Source organism: Methylomonas sp. BW4-1, from assembly GCF_052474385.1.
Map to the genome: position 1 here is coordinate 3,906,220 of NZ_CP184125.1, position 20,939 is coordinate 3,927,158.

Here is a 20,939-nt window from a genome sequence, read left to right on the forward strand (position 1 = left end):
ATATGAGCGTTCTATTACAGTCAAACTCAAAACACATTCAAATTTTGGTATTTTGCACGAATGATCCCTCCAAGCTTTTTAAAGATTTTAGTTGACGCAGCTGGCGTTAAATGATTATTGTCAGCTGTAATCAAGCTATTTCCGATAATAAAGCTGCAAGTAGATAAATCATCGACGACATCACATAACTGTTCTTGAATATCGAAGTAGTCAACATTTTCTTCATTTGCAATTTTTTGAATTGCCCGGCGCAAATCGACAGTATTAGAAAGTAATCCGTCTCGCGCAATAGACTGAATCTCATACTCGGTGGACTTCTCATTTGCCTCTCGAGCAACTATATCAATTAGCTTCTCTTTAAATATAAATGGCTGCCCAACTACTAAAACTGGCTTACCAATTGCTTTCATGTATCTAATAGTTTCCCGGAAATTATTATAATCCGGGCCAAGCGACGCAAATATCGTCAAATCGATAGCGTTTTTTTCAATAAAGTCAAACATAAATTGATTAGATTGAAGACAGTAATCCATTCCCCAATTAACACCAGGCCTACAATTTGACGGTGTTGCTTGAAGAAGATTAAATCGCTCTCTAGGCAAATTCTCATTCAACCCCATCCAACTATAACTTGCTACAGAATCTCCCATCAGCAATATATTGATCTTACCATTAACAGGCCGAATACATTCTGCTTGATCAAAGTTTTTAAAATTTGTGAACGAGCAACCTGGCGCCCGAGGTTTCAAGGTACTTAACGAATCTTTTGTTCCTGATAATAAGTACGAGACATTTTTAGGGAAACGCCATCGCCAACCATCATGAGAGTAAACATGCAATGCTGGAGCTCCAACAATTACTAAAGACAATGAAACAGCAGACCAGAATTTACGTCGCCCGGAGGAAGTGCTTTGAAAATCGATCCTTCTAAAAGGCGTTTCAATAAATTTGTATAGTAAAGCGGCGATAGCTATCGATAAAATCAATACAGCGACCTTATCAAGCAAGCTCCATGACTCCGGTTTTATATATTTATAAAATACAATCGTCGGCCAGTGAATAAGGTATACTGAATAACTGATTAGACCCAAGCCAGAAACTAACGGATGCCTCAAAAGCGCACCGAAAAGTCTAGATGTTTTTGCGCCATATATTATTAATGCGGCTCCAAAACACGGGAGTAGCGCAAAAGTGCAAGTATAAGCATGCTCATCTTTATGCTGCGTAACCGCATACATAATTGTTAAAAATCCAATAAATACAGCAGCGTCTTTTACCCAATCAGAACGATTTTGACTGTGTTCAACACCTAATAAAGCAGCTCCTAGTGAAAATTCAAATATACGAAATGGCATAAGAAAAAATGCCGAGGATTCAACGTTGGAAAACGATACGGACAAATATAATCCGAGTTTATTTTGAATTTCAAAAAGATTATTGACATAAGCGATATTTAACAAAATACTGAAAGCGGAAATCAAAAAAAATGCTTGAGTTAAATGCGCTCTTGGGACTCTGCGAAACAAAAATAAAACAATTATCGGCCAAATCAAGTAAAACTGTAGCTCGACGCTAAGAGACCAAGTATGCAACGCGGGCTTTAGATAAGCCGCTTTGTCGAAATAGCCAGATTGACTCCAAAATAATATATTTGACAATCCGACCAAGGCATAAAAAATAGAACCACCAAGATGTTCAAAATCGTCCGGTCTAAACGATATCTCCGCTATAAAAAATGATAAAAAAAGAGTAAACGCCAACGCCGGAAATATGCGTTTAGTTCGTCTAATCAAAAACAACCCATAGTCAATATTTTTTACACGGGACTGATACAACTCATCCAACAACAATCCGGTTATTAGGTAGCCACTTATTACAAAAAATATATCAACACCGACAAAACCGCCCTTAAAGCCAGCGATCTCAAGATGAAATAAAACAACTAATATGACTGCGATGGCACGGATACCATCAATTTCTTTGTAATAAGTACTATTTTGCGCGCCCGCAGTGTGCAAAAGCGAACTATTCAAATTTAAGCCCTCGCAAAGTCAAAAAACCAACGTTGCCGCAATTAGAAATAATTTCTAACTTTAAATACCGAACCAATGTTGGCGTTTTAATTTTTTAACGCTCCACACTTCTGCATTTTCGTTATGGAACCTCTGAATAATAGCTGTTTTGAAATACATCAGTTTCAATAGCCGGTCAAAACTCAAAAACTGACTGATGATTGATCTAAAACAGTCCGATTTGTGCTAGCAATGCGCCTTATTTGGCAATTGCAGACGCAATCAGGCTACGACGTTAGTAGGCATCCCCGCGCAGGACATTGGCAATCCTGCCAGAAAGGCCAAACGGGCCTGATACCCGCATCGCCGTGGACGAACTGTTCCTCGCTGTGCAACAACGAGGTTGCTTCCGCGATGTCGCTGACGTTGCCCGAGGTGACTTTGAAGGTATGCACCAAGCCGGTTTCGCTATCGACAACAATGTGGAATTTAACCATTGAATGCCTTTCTTGCAGGCATGCATCTCTGGATCGTGCGCTTTGTCCTGATTTCTAGTCGAGGTCGGTGCCGGAACTGCAAAATCGTGCCTTCATCCAGCACGGCTTCCAGACGGATACCGCAAAAACGCCGCAGCGATTCAATCTCATACAGCGCCTCTTCCACTTGTTCCCTATGGGTATGCCGGATCGGAGTAGTTATAGAGAATCTGTGCGACGTGAACATGCAACATGGTATTCAACGGAAACGGTTTGCGCCCACGTCCTTTACCTGAAGCATAATGCGGTTCGATCTTCGCTAGCATGACGGCCCACGACAATAAAGCTTCGAGCTAACCGAGAAACTTCTCGTGCCGGGTGACTTTGCCTTTGTTAGCGTATTCGGCATCGGCAAAACTGAGTTATCGTTAAGGGTCCATGCGCGTCGTCGCGAAAACCAGGTGAATGCCAAATTATATCCCTGGTGTGCAATTAATCAGAGGTTCCTTAACGGAATAAATAGCGCCACGAGACTTTAGTTATTTCAGAATTCCCTTGAAACTTCTGCCGGCAAGAAAAATATCACTTTTTAGGAAGCTGATGCGCCATCTTATAATCCATCAATATTTATCTTTTGTATAAATAGTTCATGCCTATTAATCAGGTGTCCAAGCGCTCCAATAAACTCCAATACTCTATCAAATCATGTGGAAACCGATGCTTTGCGAGAAAAGATTGCCGCATGCCTTCATATTGCGTCAAACAATCTTGATAGGCCTGGGGCCAATTATTCACCACCCGCCTTAATTCATCTTCCCAGCCAGTTTCATGCAATTGAATACAGCATTCAGCAATGCAGGATCGGTCTTGCGTTCCAATCGAAACCGTTGCTCGGCCGCAACGCAACGCGGCAATGATACGCATCAGTGAAAGCCAACGCCAATTGGGTCGCTGGGGAATATTCAACACGATGCGCGCGGATTCATTAAGTCGGTCACGCCCCTTTCTCGGTAAAAAGTTCGAGGTTTGCGCTAACGCAAAACGTTCGGCAATCGCCCGTAGCGTTTGATCCCGAAACGCAGTAAGTGCGCCGGAAAAAACGACTTCATGCGTCGGGTTTTGACCCGTCAAATCAACACGCACTAATTCGGGAAACGGAAGCGTTCTGACTGTAAGGCCGGGAAACATTCTCTCAGACCCTGCTAACTCAGGCAGGTCCCCCAACACAAAAATAGCCCGAAAATAAGGTACGCAATCCATGAGATTCTTGATTCTCGCCACCTGAGTTGCAGGATGCATGTAGTCATTATTGCTCCATAATCGGTCGCCATGGATGAACAATTCGTTTCCAACCAGATCAAGGTGCTCGGTCATAATAACCGCCACTCGCTTGCCAGTGCGTTCGCAATAATCAATGAGTGTCCTGCTGGTCATTTCCGAAAAATTCTCGATGACTACATTTAGCGCACTATCCTTTGGGGTGCGCCCCATAGTCACGGAATAACCATGTTGCTGCATTATCAGAAAAAAGAACTCGATCTGATCAGTTACGCCTTGTAAAGGATGGTTATATAACCAAAGGTGAATCGACCGACTCTTGGAATGCCCGGTCATGACAAACTGCGCTCTACAGCCATTCTTACATCCTCAAGCGAGTCGCCGGTATAGAGTTGGCTATAGCCGTTTGTGTTTACACGATTCATATCAAATGCCCCTTCGGCTTGCATGATTGCAAAAAAAGAATTTCCAACACGGATCAAATTGAAGCCGCAAACCCCCTCTTCAACCAACTCAATGCTTTCTTGCGATACAGTCGATAACTCTTCAACTTTACGCAGAATATCCTTAAGACTTGTTCCTTTAATGCAAACTTCGTAATCTCCAGCATCTGCGCGCTGCTTGTTGAATTCTCCTCCATTCTTGGAGATGGCATAAAACTGATGATTGCAACGTATAATATTCAGCCCATTCATATCTTGTGCAACAAGTTCAATATTGGCTTCCGGCTGGGCTATTTTTTGCTCCGCAACTATTTCGCCAAAGAATTGCCTCCATGCTCGATATAAACGCCTTAACAACTTAAGAAATTTGGATGAGAGCGCGTAAACAAGGGGAAAAGGCATTAATTTGTTGGCTACGACTTCAATAAACCGTTTTGTATTTCGGCGCTCGGCCTCCGTGATTGGGACTCTGAGATAACATCCGCCTAGCCCTTTTATTTCCGTTGAAAACGCTAGAGGGATGGGCAATGACTGCTCGACATACTCAGTGATTGGAGACCAGTCATGCAACCCCACCGCTTGATCGCCAGGAGAGGCAATAAAACACCCTCCCATTTCGGTGACGCATCCTTGACCGGTATGCAATCTCGCTACCGGTTGCGGCGGACTCGTGAAAACCCTGTCCCAATCGCTGTCGTCAATTAAAAGATGATGCTTCGCTGGCGATAAATCTGTTGCCCCATTCGACACAAGATTATCTTTAAGAAAATCCTGATATAAACCATATACGTCAGACCAAAAGGCTTCGCTGAATAGGCGCCCTGAAAACTCCATACGAGCTTTTCTGCACACGTTGGCATACAATTCTGCGTATTTTTTTGGATTTTGGAACAGTTCTGTTATGCGCCTTAAGAGTTGTTCAACAAGGGCGTCTTCCAAATCTGGATTTCGAGCATATTGATCAATCATTACTCCGCATTCAGAATCCCGTCGCCAATTATTGTCAAATACCCCAGATAAAACTATTCCATCCTTCCCATCCACGACATAGCGGCTGGTCCCAATGGTATCGGAGACAACCGGCACAGCGCCCGCCCCCATAGCCTGCATGATCGAAACCGAATGCAAGGAAGCGCTCGGAAGCAGCAGAAAATGCGCGGCGCACATTAGCTTCTCCAGTTCATGCGCTGTCAGATAATCCTCAATCCATATAATGCTATGACCTTCGTGACAGCCCAACCAATCTAAATCAACACCATATTGTCGCAACATTGCATCCGAGGGGCGTCCGCAACGCATAAACAATCGTTTATTCTCGGGATCGCGACAAAAGGCTTGCCAAAAACGCAAGACAATATGCCCGCCGCGCAAGAAAAAATTTGCAGGGTTCTGATTGGCCGAATTGACAAACAGGAATCTGGTTGACGATAGAGGGCCTTTGGATAATTGTTTATTTTCTTCCGCCCCCTCCATTAAACCAATGCGCGACAAATGAAGCTTGGCATCGATGATAGGCGACGCAAAAAAACGGCTCAAATCCGTGATCGTCTCAGGTAAATGGGAAAAAACTCCAAGACACAGCGGATTTTCAAATATTCGCTTGTAATGCGCTCGTACCTGTTCTTGCGATTCCATGCTACCGGTTCCTTGATGCGCGAATGGAAAAAAAACCGGCGCGAACGATTCGCAGTGAAATACAAAAGGGCGACACAGACTCGGAAACGGTGCAGTGTGATGAACTTCAATCTCACCGGGCAATAAACGGGTTAATGCCTGATTGGCAGACCAATAATGTGCAAAGTAATCCTTCTCGATAGGCGATAAGGAAACGTTTTCCAACTTGACGGCCTCTTTCGCAACTTCGGCGAGTAAGGATTCTCTGAACGCCTCGTCGCCGCGCAAAGATTGCGATAACTCGATGTTATCCCATGCCGCGATATTCAACCAGTCGGGCTTCTCTTCGAACAACGCCCGGTAGAGGGGATGAAAGCCATTCAGCGGAATATAGTGTGTCAGGCTCCAGGGAATTGCGACATTCAGTATCTGTTCGCTCATCAAGGTTTTCTCCGAAACAGACGCGATAGGAAACTCGCATTACGAATGTTGAGCTTATTATTCAAGTCCATAATTCGTTCTTCTTGTTTGTGTAGTTCACCTTGCAAGCCTGCGTGCTGTTGAATGATGCTAGTTAACGTATTCTGCAAACTTTTGACCACGGAGCCCTCAATTTGCAGGCTCAATCCCTGTAGAGAACCTTCGATTTTTTCTCCGTATAAACGGGACATATCATAAACATGCTGTTGAATGATGCTAGTTAGCGTATGTTGCAAACCTTTGACCACGGAGTCTTCAATCTGCAGACTCAAAGCCTGTAGAGAACCTTCGATTTTTTCCCCGTATAAACGGGCCATATCATAAACATTCTGTAACTGTAACTGTTCCGATTGCGTTTGGATCGAACGCGCACAGTCGTCGAGCTGAGCTTGCAAACCGGCGATATTTCCGTTGAGATTATTCGTCAGGCGAACGGCCGTCGAGATACCATCTATATCATCCATCAGAGTGTCGACATCCCTTGCCATTAGAATAGCGTCCGGCGTGTAAAGGGTCAGCAAGGTCTGTAAATTTTGCGCTAAATTGATCGTGCCAACAGACTGACGCAAAGCGAAATAACGTCCCTTCCAGGCCACCAAATTGAAGCCTTTGTAAGCATCAAAGAGACAAGGCTCTTCGGATTCCATCCAGTAGGCCAGGGAAACGTTGTTCGCCGTGTTGGAATACAACTCAAGCCCCGTATGGTTAAGCTGCGCCAATTGCCGATCATAAGCCTTACGGCCAATCAACAATACGGACTTTAATTCGGCAAGCGTCGTTGCCGAAGGCAAGCGCGCAAGCTGCTGGGGCGCGCATTCATCCAGAGCAATAACACCCGCCGAAAGGGGGACGGCATAAAAACGGCGGGTATAGCGGACAAGATTGCAGCCCATGAAGTCTTGTTCCACGGTCAAAGGCATCTCGTTGAAGTCTTTGGACGAATACCGCAACGGACGCGACTGAAATTCAGCCACCCGGCTAGGAATCAACGAATCTCCCCTTACCGTGTAGCCGAAGCCGGAAAGAACATCAGCGCATTGATCGGCCAATTCGTCGATCAGATTTGAAGGCAATTGCGAAAGATAGCCACCTATACGACCTTCACGAAAAGTCGCCGAATTCTGATTGAAAACCTGAGCAGCAATGTCTTTGGTAATACCGTCCGCCTGAAGTTTTAACTGTATGGCCCAAATCGATTTAAGTTGAGCGCGTGCCGAACCGCCGCCGGCTCCCCCCACCAGTTCCTCGAAAGCGACCGGGATGACATTCGGAAAATTCAGCCATGGCAAAAAACCTCCCACACGCTGCCGTAAGGAACCCAACAACCATTCGTCGTCTACCAATTGGCGCACCCGATGTTCAAAATCCTCACCGGAAAAATAGCCTGCGAAAACCGTTTTACCTTCGCGATGGTAGTAATGCGCCTCAGAGACCAGAATATCCAACGGGTGCCGGTAAACAAAGAGCACAGGGGATTGAGTAACCGGATGGTGCCGATTGCCAAATGGCGCTCGGCGCACCGAGTCGATAAAGAAATCGCGAGCAACCGTATGTGAGTTACTGTATTCGATACAATACCAAGTGCCTGGCTTGGGAAAATCAGGTATTTGAATACCAGCAGCATATCCCAACGCTCGAGCAAACTCGTAGGCCAAATGCGTTCCGGCCTTGGGGATAGAAACTATAAACAAGGGTTTGCGACTCATGTGCCAATCACTTTTCGGCGCAAAAATCCGTACCTGTTGCAGATCCAAACATGCCAACAACAGATCCCCAAGTTGCTCGCCGCGAGTTTCCGTAAACAACAACACGCGAGCTTGTTTTAGAACTTCCATTGGCGGAATATCCGCGTGCGCAATAACCGATACGCCTTCGTTAGCAGCATCCCGCACGATGGTATCCGCAAGCTCGCCGTGACCCACAAGATAAACAGGCCCGTTTAATGGCGGATTGTCGCGCAAGGCTTCTGCAAAGGCTCGCGCAGTCGGCTCGAGAAATCTAAGTTCGCTGCTGTTTCCTTTCATTTATTCACCATCAAAATGAGTTCGGAAAAAGAATCTGCAATTCCCGTAAAAGCAATGCCGGAGAGGTTCGGCAGGCTAAAATCGACAGGCCCCAACGCCTGTGGAACCGCATAATACTTGCCTTGAAAAAGTACGATATTTGTCGTTCCCACGCTATCCAGCAACAGAGGCTCAGAATATTTCTCCTTCTTACCGGCGTAGGAGCACTGGCCAGCATTGACCGCAGCGGTCATAGCGGATACAAACGAGGCCAGCTCCGCATCATTATCGTAAAGTCTTGATACGACTGGCGTTATCGAATCTATCATGGCCGAATCTAAATCGTCATTATGCACCGCGTCGATCCAGATTGAGGCTGCTTCATTGAAAATGCCGCACGCCTCCTCCGCCACATCCGACACTTCCATGACCAAGCTTTCGTCGCGGCACGAGGACCGCTCGATGGACGTATGGGTTCGCCAAGGATATTGGCGAAAACCAAAACGAGAAAAATCGATGTTGGACTTGTTGAAAGCAAATCCAAACAAATCTTCGTCACCGTAATCACGAAATACCTCGCCCCGTCGAATATAGTCTTCGAGCATTTGCTGAAATGGCGTATACGCACTTTCGTCTAAAGGCGACATGGGGCCGTAACCGTAGCGAACCGCATACGTTTCGATCCCGTGGTCGCGCAAAATATCGAGATGGGTATTGGTTATCCAGTCCTTCCAGCCCTCAACGATGCCATGCCCCCGACGTAGATTGTGCTTGTGGGCGCCGGTTAGATTCACATGGTCGAGTTTTGCCCATAAGGCTTGCGCCTGAGGTACGCTTGTGCCGCAACCCAATTCATCCGCAATACCGAGAATGGTCTTGATCGGACTATCAATCAAGTCTTCCCAGCGCATCAAATAGTAGTGGTGATCTTGCTGAGTGAATTCTTCAAGGTAAGCCTTAAAAGGCGGCAGTAGCGCTTCGAAAAAGTTAAGATCGCTAAGCTTGTAAAGAGCAAGGCGTTGTCTTAGAAAGTCGTTATCCTCCTGACAGGGAACAAAACGTTGGATATATTCACTGGCCAGCGCATTGATCGAAAAACAGGCAGATGTTAGCGTTCCCGCGGGATGACGCATTGATGCAAAACGCAAGCCCTTCGGGACATCAAGCGCGCTCAACCAAGTCGCCGGCCCAACATGCGAATGGACAACCTCGTAATAATTGAGAATCTCTCGGGGATGAGAAGTAATTAATGTGAAATCCCCGCCACCACGCAGGCCGATATATTTTCGAAATCGAGCATCGCGAAACTCGGAACCGGCCAACCATTTAGGTCCTCCGGCCAATTGTCGAAAGTTGTAATTGTAAATGAGATCGTGCGACAGACCGCGGCGCATGAACACATCTTCTATTCGCCGGGAAATCTGGAATCCGGCAGTGTCGCACAGCGCTTTGATGCTAAGCGTACGTCTATCCCGTGCCGGACCGACAAGTTCAGCAATCACACTGATGAGTAAAGAGAAACCGCTACGGGGATAACCTACCACCAACGGTCGTGGAGCTATCATTAAACTACCTGCTCATCCGGAATCTCTACAGCCACTAATTCAGGTACGACCTGAAGGTCAACAAAACCGACCGACTGCGGTGTATCCGAAAATTTCAATCGTGCCACCGAGCGTCGCACATCGACAAAACTATCTTGCCCATCGACAAATTCGTTACAACCGAGATTGAGAAAATATTCGCCCCCGGTAAGATGCGCTTGCCAATGGAATCTTAACACTGCATAGCCGTCAGCTTCGATTTGAGCGGGAGGATGTCCCATCATTGCCAGGTTAGTGCCAAAAACATAAGTGCCTTCTAGCGAGACGATGGCAAAACCAACCGAGAGTTGCACGAACTCGTTGCCGACTAATTTGACAATCAACTCGCAATTGGCATGCGAGGCAATCTCGGGAGGATTCAATTCACCATCGACCACCAGATCGAAATCGACAATCCGGGCCTTACCCGAGCCCATTCGGGTTTCGTGGCGGTTATAGGTAGGTTTTAAGGGGATTTTATCGGTTTTGTCCGCCCTTTCCTTTTTGGGCATCTCCGACATTCCCTTGACCATTTCCTTCTTTCGCTTACCGTTGTGCTTCGATATATTTTGAGCTTCTCCGAACAACAACTTTTGGTAGTGATTGACAGCACCAGCGATCGGGCCGATGTGTACCAACTCTCCCCGATCCAAAACGACGCCACGGTTGCAAATCCTTAACAGGGTGTCCGTACTGTGCGAGACAACCAAAATAGTCTTGCCTTGCTCCATGAAGTTTCGGATGCGTTGGAAACAACGGTGTTGGAATTTGGAATCACCAACGCTCAGCGCCTCGTCGACGACAAGGATTTCGGGGTCTATATGAATCGCGGCCGCAAATGCAACCCGGACAAACATTCCAGAAGAATAAAGCTTAACCGGTTGATCAAAGAATTCGCCGATGTCGGCAAATGCTTCGATATCGTCGATACGCTCTTGCATATCCTGTTTCGAAAAACCTTGAATGGCACCATTTAAAATGACATTTTCACGCCCGGTGAATTCGGGATTGAAACCAGCTCCCAACTCCAGTAATGCGGAAATTCTGCCGCTCGACTTAACCTCTCCTCCGGTAGCCTGCATCACTGCGCAGATGATTTGCAATAACGTCGACTTGCCTGAACCGTTACGCCCCAAAATACCGAAGATTTCCCCGCGATGCACATCGAAACTAATATTCCTCAGCGCCCAAAACTCTTTGTGGTACTGCTTACGGAATGGATGAATAGCCTCAATTAACCGTTGCTTCGGAGAAGAAAACAATCTGAATTTCTTACTAACGTTGCAAACTGATATTGCGGGCAAAGACTCCATTAAGCCCCCTCCATTTCAGTTAAATAACGCTTATTAATCACATTATGCTCCATTATTTTCAAAGCATATCGGCAAACTCAGGCTTAAGCCGCCGAAAAATATAAGCACCGAAAAATAGAATCGAAATTGTCACAATCCAAAAAAAAGCAGTATCAGCTAAATTTGGTAATTTCGGCTCCGGAAATATAAGTAAGCCACGATACCCTTCAACAATATAGTAAATTGGATTATAAGATAATAGATGGCGATAATTTTCCGGCAACAGTTCCATTGACCACACAATCGGCGTTAACCAAAACAGAACATTCAATATCACGGATAGGGCTTGCGCTATGTCCCGGTAAAACACTTGTAGCGCGGAAAACAACCAACCCAGACCGAGTAGCAATGTGGCGTTGCACAGCATGAAATAGACCACCAACAAACGCACCGGCGAAAATGCAATGTCATACCAAACTTGCATTCCTATCACAAAGATCATGAAGATCATATGCGGCACAATACCTGCCGTGATGAATACGAAGGGGAGTATTTCGGTCGGAAAAACGGTTTTCTTAATCAGATGAGCGTTACCGGTCACCGATCCGGTAATGGTGATCAAAGTTTCATTGAAATAAAACCAAACCATCAGTCCGGTGATAAACCACATAATGAAAGGCGAACCGGCGGGCGCGGCCGCTTTAAAACCTACCGAGAACACAAAATAAAACACCGCCACCGTAGAGGCTGGCTGGATGATAGACCATAATGCCCCACCCATAGTCCCAACGTATCTGCTTTGCAAATCACGCAAGGCAAGTGCGCCAATTAGTGAACGATACTTCATAATATTACTGACAATATCCAACATGGAATCAAGGCGGAGATTAGATTACCGAGCAAATTAGTTTGGGCGGCGAATTGAACTCAAACTAGCTGATAGCACATTTAAAAAGCCGTAGCGGAGCAACAAATCAAAAATGTCTTCAAACATTGAAATCATGCGTCATCAACCATTTGTAAACCAGCACCAACGAACTGGCGTCTTCGATTTCACCCTCGGCGATCATTTGTAATACCTTGGATCGGTCGAAAAATTGAAGCTCGCCGTGGCCGAACTCCGGTTCGACCTTGGCGGTTGCACCGGCATCGACCGAAGCGGCAAACAGCCGAGAGCGAGCCTGGATAACGCCTGCTTCCGGCGACAGCCCCCCCATATCCCTCAAACCACCGTCCAATAGCGCCAACCCCGTCTCTTCCATCAGTCTCGCGTTCCGCTGAGGCGGCGGGGCTTTCACCGGGCTCCCCATGCCCCTTGACCACTTCCCAAGACCAGCGCTGCAAGGGATGTCTTAACACTCGGATCAATCCAATACAGTGCCTTGCAACCGGAAGTACAGCAACACCAGCAACCGAGCCCTCGACTAAGCAGCGAGGTACGACGCTCAGATAGCGCGGCACTTCGTTGCCGTGAGAATCGACGACGTGATCGGCATAAACCCGAAATAACGCATTTTCGAATACCTCTTGCCGCCCCAAAAGTTCGATCCGAAAGTTTTCGTCCTTTACGTTATTTTCGTGTTGCATGCCGGCGCTGATGTTTAGTTTGGTGTTAGATCAAACGTTGCCGTACATCGAGTTCTTGATCATCGTGAAACCTTTGATCAATTCAGCAATACCAGCATCAAGGCTGACAGAAGTTTTATAACCGGTTGCCTCAATTTTTGCATTGGAGACGATGTAGTTGCGCTGATCGGGATCTTTACCGACCGGTGCGTCGATAAACACGAAGTCGGAAATCTGCTTTTTGATTGTTTCGCACAATTCCTTTTTAGACACATTGGCTTCGGAGAGCCCCACATTGTAAATCTGGCCCTTCATCGCGTCATAATTGGCAATCGCATGCTGGAAAGCCCTTGAAACGTCACGCACATGTACGTAATTGCGTTTGAAATAACCTTCGAACAGCACGACAAAACGGTCGTTGACAGCGCGATAGGTAAAGTCGTTAACCAGCAAATCAACGCGCATCCTTGGCGACATGCCAAATACGGTCGCCAAACGGAAGCTGATTGCGTTTTCGCGCTGCATCAATTCCTGTTCGATTTTGACCTTTTCGATTGCATATTGCGAAATCGGACGCAACGGCGACTCCTCGGTACAAAAGTTGTTTTCATCGCCGGTGCCGTAAGCGCTGTTCGTGGTCGGCATCAACACGATTTGATCCTTGGCCAACAACTTCAGCATCAGCGTTATCGCGTCGTGGTTGGTAGTGGTTGCGCCGATTGGATCCAGATTGCACAGCGGCGCCCCCACCAGCGCAGCCAACGGAATCACAATATCGGCATTTTTGAGCAATGGTGCGACATTTTTTTCCAAGCGGATGTCACCCTTTACGACCGAGAAATTCGGGTGGTGGCAGACGTGGTTCAAACTGCTTTGCTTGAACATGAAGTTGTCGAGCACCGTAACTTTATGTCCCGCCGCCAGCAAGTCGGGTACCATGGTAGAACCCAGATAGCCGGCACCGCCGGTCACTAAAATGTTGTAACTCATAACTCTCCTTTCGGTTCGAAAAAATTCATTCGCCAAAGATTGCCGCTTCGACGCACTCGCACAGCGTATGCGCCAGGACTATGTGTAATTCCTGAATAGTGCTGGTCGCAGTTCCCGGAACGACTACTGCATACATCGCAAGTTCGCGCGCTTTGCCGCCATCGCGGCCGCAAAATACGATGCTGGGTATCGACATAGCGCGGCATTGCGCCAGCGCTTGCAAGATGTTCGGCGACTGGCCCGACGTGCTGATGCCTAAAAAGATGTCGTTGCCGCAGGCTTTACCGGCCAGCTGCCTGGAAAATACGTGTTCAAATCCGTAGTCGTTGCCGATTGCGGTCAGGATGGAACTATCGACAGTCAGGGCTTCCGCGGGCAAAGCGTCACGTTCCCGCGCCAGTTTACTGACAAACTCCGCCGCCAAATGCTGAGCATCGGCCGCCGAGCCGCCGTTACCGGCGATATAAATGCGGCCACCGTTGCGATAACAGGCAATGACGGCTTCCACCGCTGCGCCGAATTCGGTTAAAGCCTCGGTATCCGCCAATAGACTGATCTTGGCATCAATCGAGGCTTGAACATTGATCCTGATGCGCGAAACTATATCCACGCCGCCTCCTGGTTCAACACTTGCGCGGCGCGTGCGTAATCGTCTGGAATGCCAATGTCGATGAAAGTGCCCGGAAACTCGATACCGGTTAAACGCCGACCGGCCGTCAAAGCCGCCGGAAAAATATCGTCTTCGAGAGACCATTTGGCGTTTGGCGTAAATTGTTCTTCCAACAATGCGCTACGGCGCAGGCAATACACGCCGCCGTTGGCCAAACTGCCGATGCCGCCCTTACCTGACTGCAAGGACTCGATGCGCCCGTCGTCCGCTACTTCCAGCGCCATATAGCGGCCTTCTTCGTTGGAACGAAACAACGAAAAACAGCAATCCGCGTCGTTACGTTGTGCGAAACACATTAACTGCTCCAAATCCACAGCGAAGAAAGTATCGCCGTTGAGCAACAGAAAACGTTCGCCGGCCGGGATGTTGCGTGCGGCTAACAGCACCCCCCCACCGGTACCCAGAGGAGTTTGTTCGAGCACGTATTCGATCATCGCACCACGGTAATTCTCACCGAAGTAATCAATGATGGCATCGCACCGGTAGCCAACCGATAGAATGAAACGCTCCACACCCTGGGTACGCCAATACTCGAATAAAAATTCGAGAAACGGCCGACCATTAATTGGGGCCATCGGTTTCGGCAAATCGGGTACCGCGTCACGCAAACGAGTGCCCAAGCCGCCTGCCAGAACAATTGCCGTGGTCACGATGTCGCCGTCAAACCGCGCTGAGCAACGCGCACAGTTCGTCGACTTCGGCACAGTTCAAGTCGGGGAAATTGCCGATGTAAAATCCGTAAAAATGAACGTGTTCGGTATTCGGATATTCCAGATGATGGCCTTCCGGCACGATGCCCCGCAAATACGGCTGACGGATCTGGTTGCCGCCGCCGGCGCTACCTCGGCGGAATTCGATGCCGGATTCGCGCATTTTTTTCATCACTCGTTGAACCAAATTATCGTCGGCCTCTTTGAGGATCAGATTAAAAGCGTAATTGCTCGACCCCTCAAGTTTGAAATCGGTGCGGTATTTGGACGCATCAATTTTGTCGAGAAAGCGCAGCAAATTTTCGGTACGCCGTTGTACGATCATATCGAGGCGTTTGAGTTGGCTACGGCCCATTATGCCGCCGATTTCGGTATTACGGGTGTTATAGGCCGGATAGGCAAAAATAAAATCCGGATTGAGCTGCGGATTTTCGTCGATGTAGCGTGCCTTCAAATCATTGTCGGTCGCCTCGCGCACCATGCCGTGCGAACGCAACATGCGAACTTGCTGGTAGACCTCGGGGTCGTTGGTGCAAACCATGCCGCCCTCAATGGTGCTCATGTGGTGGGCGTAGTAATAGGAAAAATTGGAAATCCAGCCGATACTACCCAGCAATTTACCGTTATGGCGGGCGCCGTGCGATTCGCAGACATCTTCGATCAACGGAATGTGGCGGCGCTCGAGTTCCGCGACCAGTTCGTCGGTCAGGCCATCGAAACCTTGGACGTGAGTCAGAAATACGGCGCGGGTTTTGTCGGTAATCTTACTCAGAATTTGTTGCGTATCCATCGCCAGCGTCGCCGGATCGATATCGGCAAATATCGGGGTAAAGCCGTTCTGCAACACCGATGCGACATCGGATACCCAGGCCAGCGGCGGCACGATGACTTCGCCGCCTTCGGGGTGGCGTATTTTCAACACCGCCATGGTCAGCAGGTTGGCCGATGCACCGGAATTCAGGAAAACACTGTATTTCACGCCCAGCCACTCCGACCACTCGGCCTCGAACGCGCGCACGTTCGCACCATGAGTCAAAATCGGATCGTCTTGTTTGAGATGTTCGATCACTGCGTCGAGATCTTCGCGCAGAATGTTGTTACGCATCAGGGGGAATTTCATGTTGTCGAATACCCGGTTAATGAGAAAGTGATTGAATGAAGGCCGCAACGCGCCGTTGCACGGCTTCCGGCCCTATGCCGACTTGTTCGTGCAATTCGGCCCGTGTACCCAGCTCAAAACGGTAGCCGCCATTGACCCCCAGATTGAGCAGCGTCAAAGGCAGGTTCCGTCGAGCCAGAAAATCGAATAGCATGGCATCAACCCCACCGCGGCCACTGAAGCCTTCTTCCAAACTGACCAAGCCTTGATAGCCAGCTAGTTCGTCAGCTAAGCTATCCTCATCGAAACGCGCAATGTCCACCAAATCGATGACACCGACATCGTGCTCGGGGTCTTGCTGAGCCGCCACCTTCAGCGCGGTATGTAACATGTAGCCGGTCGCCAGCAAACATATGCGCCGCCCTCGACGGTGAACGTGAAAACCCAATCGCAAATCAGGTGCCGTTTGTTCGTAGATTACCGGCAATACCTGAGCATCAAAGCGCAAATATTTGGGGCCGGTAGCCGATACGCAGCGCTCGAACAATGCTCCAGCGGTTACATGGTCGGCGGGGGAAAACACCTGAAAATTCGGCATCGCGCGCATAAGGGTCAAGTCTTCGTAGCACTGGTGCGTCGGCCCGGAAACCACGTAACTATACCCGGCGCCGACGCCGATCAAATTAACGTTAATCGGCCGCACCTCCGACAACAATGCCAAGCTGACACGAATCTGTTCGTAACAGCGCATGGTTATGAACGGCGCGATCGCGTAAGCAAACACGGTAAACCCTTCGAGCGCCAGACCAGCAGACACGTTGATCAAATTTTGCTCGGCGATGCCGACGTTGACAAACCGGGAGGGGAAATCGGCGCGTATTTTATCCAGTATCGGCGAACCAAAATCCGCACTGACGAAAAATATTTTTGCATCCTGCTCCATCGCTTGCCAAATCCGATCAAGCAGAACATCGCGCATCGGTAGCGGCTTGGTCGTCATGGCAATTGCTCCAGTAGACTGTCAATTAATTCCGGCTTGGGATTAAGAATGTGGGACAAAGGCGCATTCTCCAAACCCGGCACACCGCGACCTTTCAAGGTTTTGGCGATCAGTGCTTTCGGTTTACCAGCCGTCGTCGCCTTCATCTCCAACAAACCAGCCTGCACAGCCAACACATCGTGACCATCGACTCGGCGGCAATCCCAGCCAAACGCGGTTAAGCGCTCGCTTAGCGAATGGTGGCTGACGATGTCATCGGTATAGCCGAGCATGCTGATACCGTTGTCGTCGATGACGAGATTCAGATTGTCGAGCCTGTGCTGAGAGGCAAACATCGCTGCCTCCCAATTGGCGCCTTCGTGCAATTCACCGTCGCCCGACACAACGAACACTTGTCGATCACTGTCGAGCCGCTTCAAGCCCAGAGCCATACCGGTGGCTACGCCCAGACCATGACCGAGCGAACCGTTGACGGTCTCATAACCGGGAATCACCGGATCGGGAATACCGCCCAAAAAACCGCCGCTATGGCAAACTCGCAACAATTCATCTTTCGAAAAAAAACCGAGATCGGCCAAAATCGGATACATGCAAATTGAACCGTGGCCCTTACTGATCACGCAACGGTCACGATGCGCCGCCAATGGCTGAGAGGCATCGAAACGCAAGACGCCTCCGTAATACAAGGCGACGAAAATTTCAACGGCTGATAGCGACGAAGCCAGCCGAGTCTCAGGCGCGCGACGGTGGATCGCTAGCGTCTCTCTCCAGACCCAATGGGCCTTGGCGCGTAAATCAAGGGGTTGGGAATTCAAAGCAGCGCCTCCGTTTCGGCGTTGGTTCGAGAACGGGGCGAACCGTTGGCCACCCCTGCATAAAGGCCAAGACATAAAAACTGGTGCATCACAATTAAAGTCCGTTGGGTTGGTAGAGAACCACTCGGCTGCCGGAGTCTTCGAAATTGAACGGCACGTGAATCAAGTTGTTGAGCCGTTCGCGAATCACGGCCTGTTTCTCCGGTTTAGCAAACAACAATAAGAAACCACCACCACCCGCGCCCAAAATTTTGCCGCCGATGGCGCCGGCGTCCATGGCCGCATTGTATATTTCGTCGATCTCTGGGGTGGACACCCGCTCGGACAAGCTACGTTTGTAATGCCAACTGGCATCCAACAGCTTACCAAAGGATTCGATGGGTTCGCGGCCGTCCTGCAGCAATGCAATAGCCTCGTCAACCATTGCCCGCATCAACTTCAGCTCTTTTTCGCGATTTTTCAAATTGTCGATTTTCGACTTCGCGACTTCGGAGGCGATACGCGAAAAGCCGGTAAAGCACAGCATCAAATGTTGATGGAGCTCTTGTTGGCGCTGTTGCGGCAGAATCAACGGTGCAACGTCGAAGGTATCGTTGGTATGAAACTCAATCCGGTTGAAGCCACCGAAGGCCGCGGACACTTGATCCTGGGAGCCGACATTCTCACCAATCAAGTTTTGTTCGATGTGAATCGCATCGCTGGCCAATTCATCCTTGTTCGTCATTCGCCCTTGCAAGGCCTGCAAGGCGTTCAATAAGCCCACGGTAAACGACGAACTGGAACCCAAACCGGAACGAGCAGGCAGGTCGCCATCGTGATGAATTTCCAGGCCTTCTGCAACATTTGCCCAGTTAAGCACCGCGCGCACCGCGGGATGTTGAATTTCGTCGTTATGTTTGACGTTTTCGATCAAGGAATAGACGATGCGGTGTTTATGGTCGAAAAACGGCGGCAGGCGACGGCAACTGATGTAACAATATTTATCGATGGAGGTCGACAGCACGGCGCCGCCATGCTCGCGATACCAACCCGGGTAATCGGTGCCCCCCCCAAAAAACGAAATCCTGAACGGGGTTCTGGTGATAATCAAGTGCTCAATCTCCCAACAATTTTCGCTTAAGGCGGATGCTAGCCATGTCCTCGATATTCTTGCGCTCCTGCACACCAAAACGGCGCTCGGCAAGCCCGAGATAAGCGGGATTTGAAAAGTAGGTTTGCCATGCCTGATCACGGAAACGCAACACATCCTCCGAACGCAAATACTTAGTCGGCAACGGTTCGCATTCATACGACAGGAAGGCAAAGCCTTCGTAAGTCTCGGGCAGTTTCCAGCCGTTGCGTTTGGCAATATGGTACATAGGACTGCCCGGCAAGGCCTGACAAGGATACATGTTGGCCATCTCGGTATTGAGCTCGATGGCAAGATCGAGCGTTTGCTGCATCGTTTCCAGCGTATCATCCGGGAAGCCGAAGATATAGTTGCTGATAATGCTGATGCCGGCATCGCCAATCGTGTCGCACACGTCACGGATATTGACTTCCTTGAACGACCCCTTGGAAACTTCTTGGCGCACCATTTGATTACCCGCCTCGATGCCCAACGCCAGCCAATTTACGCCGGCGCGTTTAAATAAATCGAGCGCATCACGCCTGACGGTATCGACGCGGGAATAAGTCCACATGTTAAAGTCGAAACCTCTATCGACCACGTTTTGCAGTATCGGCTCGTAATACTTACGATTGAGGAAGAACATTTCGTCGCTGATGCGTAGTGTGCGAACGCCAAGCGTCGCCAGTTTCTCCATTTCGCGAATTACCCAGGCTGGCGACCAGAAACGCATGCCGCGGGAGTGCGAGGCATCAATGCCGGCGCCGTTATCGGACCGATTGACAATGTTGATCATGCAGAAATCGCAACCGAAATTGCAACCTAGCGAGGTGTAAATAGCCGCGAACGGTGTGCGTTTGTCGTGGCTGAACTCGGCATGCCAGAAATGCGCCCGATAAAGATCGAGTGGTTTTTCGCGGTAAGGCAGCAAATCCCAGGCATAACCCGGCAGGTCTTCGTCCATTCGTTCCTGCGGCACCACGGACTGAGGCGGGTTGAGCACGGGCAAAGCCGAAGAGCTTTGTTTATAGCCGATGCCCTTGACATGCGCCAAGTCGCTCTTGAGATTGCCTTTCAACAGGTTGTGCAATGCGTAAACACCTTCGTTGAGCAACACAATATCGACGCACTCATGAGCCAAAACGTCCAGAGGCAAAGCGCTCGTATGCGACCCAACAAAGGCAATCGGCGTTTGGTTACCAGCAGCATCCTTAAACGCGCTAGCCAAGGCCAATGCGCCGATCATACTGGTTGTTCCGGAATTGGGGTTTTGCCCGTAAACAACAAACACTACCAAACGGGGGTTGAGCTCATCAATGCGCTGAACCGATTGTTCAAGCGTCAAACGCTCAGCGTCGCAATCCATTAAGGCTACATCAAATCCCTTGCTTCGGCATGACTCCGCCAGTAAAAGTGCCCATGTAGGGGGCTCGATAGCTGAATAGGTTTTAGCGAGATCCTGATAAGCCTTAGTAGACGAATCGGGGTTTATGAACAATACATCCATCTAGTATTTAATTATTATGTGAGACTAAGGTCTGTTGCGACTCATTTAGGTAACCGAAAAAACATAATCTAAAGCAATTCTGCTTATGTAATTGCGCTTCAATTTCTACGGCATCAGTTGTTAAACGTTGTAAAAAAGCCTTTTCAGGGAAGACCGACTTGTACACGATAAAACACCTTTCCACTACCTGCCGAAGCGGTCGTAACGTTATGTTTTACGGCACATCCACCCACTTCTCTTTAAAGTTGATAACTCAATCTATTTAATTATTCGGATCGACGTCAAGCCAATAA

General features: G+C 48.7%; 18 protein-coding genes. All 18 read right to left on the minus strand.

What is annotated here, in order from left to right:
- Positions 1-26 precede the first annotated feature (26 nt).
- Positions 27-2,033 (minus strand): acyltransferase family protein, encoded by a 2,007-nt coding sequence (locus tag ACH5Y9_RS18110; RefSeq protein ID WP_445367071.1) that lies wholly within the window; start codon positions 2,031-2,033, stop codon positions 27-29.
- A gap of 266 nt (positions 2,034-2,299) precedes the next feature.
- On the minus strand, positions 2,300-2,509 hold the full coding sequence (locus ACH5Y9_RS18115) for a transposase (protein WP_445367072.1): 210 nt from the start codon (positions 2,507-2,509) through the stop codon (positions 2,300-2,302).
- Positions 2,502-2,735 carry a transposase gene (locus tag ACH5Y9_RS18120; RefSeq protein ID WP_445367073.1) on the minus strand — a complete coding sequence of 78 codons (234 nt, stop codon included), beginning with the start codon at positions 2,733-2,735 and terminating at the stop codon, positions 2,502-2,504. The genes ACH5Y9_RS18115 and ACH5Y9_RS18120 overlap by 8 nt, the downstream gene beginning before the upstream one ends.
- A gap of 413 nt (positions 2,736-3,148) precedes the next feature.
- A complete protein-coding gene (locus tag ACH5Y9_RS18125) occupies positions 3,149-4,102 on the minus strand; it encodes a hypothetical protein (protein ID WP_445367074.1) in 954 nt (317 codons plus the stop codon).
- Positions 4,099-6,264 (minus strand): hypothetical protein, encoded by a 2,166-nt coding sequence (locus ACH5Y9_RS18130; RefSeq protein ID WP_445367075.1) that lies wholly within the window; start codon positions 6,262-6,264, stop codon positions 4,099-4,101. The genes ACH5Y9_RS18125 and ACH5Y9_RS18130 overlap by 4 nt, the downstream gene beginning before the upstream one ends.
- Positions 6,264-8,327 carry a hypothetical protein gene (locus tag ACH5Y9_RS18135; protein WP_445367076.1) on the minus strand — a complete coding sequence of 688 codons (2,064 nt, stop codon included), beginning with the start codon at positions 8,325-8,327 and terminating at the stop codon, positions 6,264-6,266. Before ACH5Y9_RS18135 ends, ACH5Y9_RS18130 begins: the two co-directional genes overlap by 1 nt.
- A complete protein-coding gene (locus ACH5Y9_RS18140; RefSeq protein ID WP_445367077.1) occupies positions 8,324-9,871 on the minus strand; it encodes a hypothetical protein in 1,548 nt (515 codons plus the stop codon). The genes ACH5Y9_RS18135 and ACH5Y9_RS18140 overlap by 4 nt, the downstream gene beginning before the upstream one ends.
- Complete coding sequence (locus ACH5Y9_RS18145) at positions 9,871-11,202, minus strand: ABC transporter ATP-binding protein (protein WP_445367078.1); 1,332 nt, start codon at positions 11,200-11,202, stop codon at positions 9,871-9,873. Before ACH5Y9_RS18145 ends, ACH5Y9_RS18140 begins: the two co-directional genes overlap by 1 nt.
- 58 nt (positions 11,203-11,260) lie before the next feature.
- Positions 11,261-12,052, minus strand: a complete 792-nt coding sequence (locus ACH5Y9_RS18150) for an ABC transporter permease (protein ID WP_205453118.1) — start codon at positions 12,050-12,052, stop codon at positions 11,261-11,263.
- 115 nt (positions 12,053-12,167) lie between these two features.
- Entirely contained in the window at positions 12,168-12,443 is a 276-nt protein-coding gene (locus ACH5Y9_RS18155) for a hypothetical protein (protein WP_445367079.1), read from the minus strand.
- Between the two features lie 355 nt (positions 12,444-12,798).
- Positions 12,799-13,737: an NAD-dependent epimerase/dehydratase family protein gene (locus tag ACH5Y9_RS18160; protein ID WP_445367080.1), complete on the minus strand. Its 939-nt coding sequence runs from the start codon at positions 13,735-13,737 to the stop codon at positions 12,799-12,801.
- Positions 13,738-13,762: 25 nt separating this feature from the next.
- Entirely contained in the window at positions 13,763-14,347 is a 585-nt protein-coding gene (locus ACH5Y9_RS18165) for a D-sedoheptulose-7-phosphate isomerase (protein WP_171696635.1), read from the minus strand.
- Complete coding sequence (locus ACH5Y9_RS18170) at positions 14,338-15,057, minus strand: nucleotidyltransferase family protein (protein WP_445367081.1); 720 nt, start codon at positions 15,055-15,057, stop codon at positions 14,338-14,340. Before ACH5Y9_RS18170 ends, ACH5Y9_RS18165 begins: the two co-directional genes overlap by 10 nt.
- A 10-nt stretch (positions 15,058-15,067) precedes the next feature.
- Positions 15,068-16,237, minus strand: a complete 1,170-nt coding sequence (locus tag ACH5Y9_RS18175; RefSeq protein WP_445367082.1) for a DegT/DnrJ/EryC1/StrS family aminotransferase — start codon at positions 16,235-16,237, stop codon at positions 15,068-15,070.
- Positions 16,238-16,253: 16 nt separating this feature from the next.
- Positions 16,254-17,216, minus strand: a complete 963-nt coding sequence (locus ACH5Y9_RS18180; protein WP_445367083.1) for a transketolase family protein — start codon at positions 17,214-17,216, stop codon at positions 16,254-16,256.
- The gene (locus ACH5Y9_RS18185; RefSeq protein WP_101052018.1) at positions 17,213-18,031 is read right to left on the minus strand and encodes a transketolase; all 819 of its coding nucleotides are present in this window, start codon (positions 18,029-18,031) and stop codon (positions 17,213-17,215) included. Before ACH5Y9_RS18185 ends, ACH5Y9_RS18180 begins: the two co-directional genes overlap by 4 nt.
- 94 nt (positions 18,032-18,125) lie before the next feature.
- Positions 18,126-19,121, minus strand: a complete 996-nt coding sequence (locus ACH5Y9_RS18190) for a GHMP family kinase ATP-binding protein (RefSeq protein WP_445367084.1) — start codon at positions 19,119-19,121, stop codon at positions 18,126-18,128.
- A gap of 4 nt (positions 19,122-19,125) precedes the next feature.
- Positions 19,126-20,646, minus strand: a complete 1,521-nt coding sequence (locus ACH5Y9_RS18195; RefSeq protein ID WP_101052016.1) for a B12-binding domain-containing radical SAM protein — start codon at positions 20,644-20,646, stop codon at positions 19,126-19,128.
- Positions 20,647-20,939 lie beyond the last annotated feature (293 nt).

Excerpts from the sequence above, each read along its gene's own strand:
- ACH5Y9_RS18115 (WP_445367072.1), bottom strand. The coding sequence starts at position 2,509 with ATGGTTAAATTCCACATTGTTGTCGATAGCGAAACCGGCTTGGTGCAT.
- ACH5Y9_RS18120 (WP_445367073.1), bottom strand. The coding sequence starts at position 2,735 with ATGTTCACGTCGCACAGATTCTCTATAACTACTCCGATCCGGCATACC.
- ACH5Y9_RS18125 (WP_445367074.1), bottom strand. The coding sequence starts at position 4,102 with ATGACCGGGCATTCCAAGAGTCGGTCGATTCACCTTTGGTTATATAAC.
- ACH5Y9_RS18130 (WP_445367075.1), bottom strand. The coding sequence starts at position 6,264 with ATGAGCGAACAGATACTGAATGTCGCAATTCCCTGGAGCCTGACACAC.
- ACH5Y9_RS18135 (WP_445367076.1), bottom strand. The coding sequence starts at position 8,327 with ATGAAAGGAAACAGCAGCGAACTTAGATTTCTCGAGCCGACTGCGCGA.
- ACH5Y9_RS18140 (WP_445367077.1), bottom strand. The coding sequence starts at position 9,871 with ATGATAGCTCCACGACCGTTGGTGGTAGGTTATCCCCGTAGCGGTTTC.
- ACH5Y9_RS18145 (WP_445367078.1), bottom strand. The coding sequence starts at position 11,202 with ATGGAGTCTTTGCCCGCAATATCAGTTTGCAACGTTAGTAAGAAATTC.
- ACH5Y9_RS18150 (WP_205453118.1), bottom strand. The coding sequence starts at position 12,052 with ATGTTGGATATTGTCAGTAATATTATGAAGTATCGTTCACTAATTGGC.
- ACH5Y9_RS18155 (WP_445367079.1), bottom strand. The coding sequence starts at position 12,443 with ATGGAAGAGACGGGGTTGGCGCTATTGGACGGTGGTTTGAGGGATATG.
- ACH5Y9_RS18160 (WP_445367080.1), bottom strand. The coding sequence starts at position 13,737 with ATGAGTTACAACATTTTAGTGACCGGCGGTGCCGGCTATCTGGGTTCT.
- ACH5Y9_RS18175 (WP_445367082.1), bottom strand. The coding sequence starts at position 16,237 with ATGAAATTCCCCCTGATGCGTAACAACATTCTGCGCGAAGATCTCGAC.
- ACH5Y9_RS18180 (WP_445367083.1), bottom strand. The coding sequence starts at position 17,216 with ATGACGACCAAGCCGCTACCGATGCGCGATGTTCTGCTTGATCGGATT.
- ACH5Y9_RS18195 (WP_101052016.1), bottom strand. The coding sequence starts at position 20,646 with ATGGATGTATTGTTCATAAACCCCGATTCGTCTACTAAGGCTTATCAG.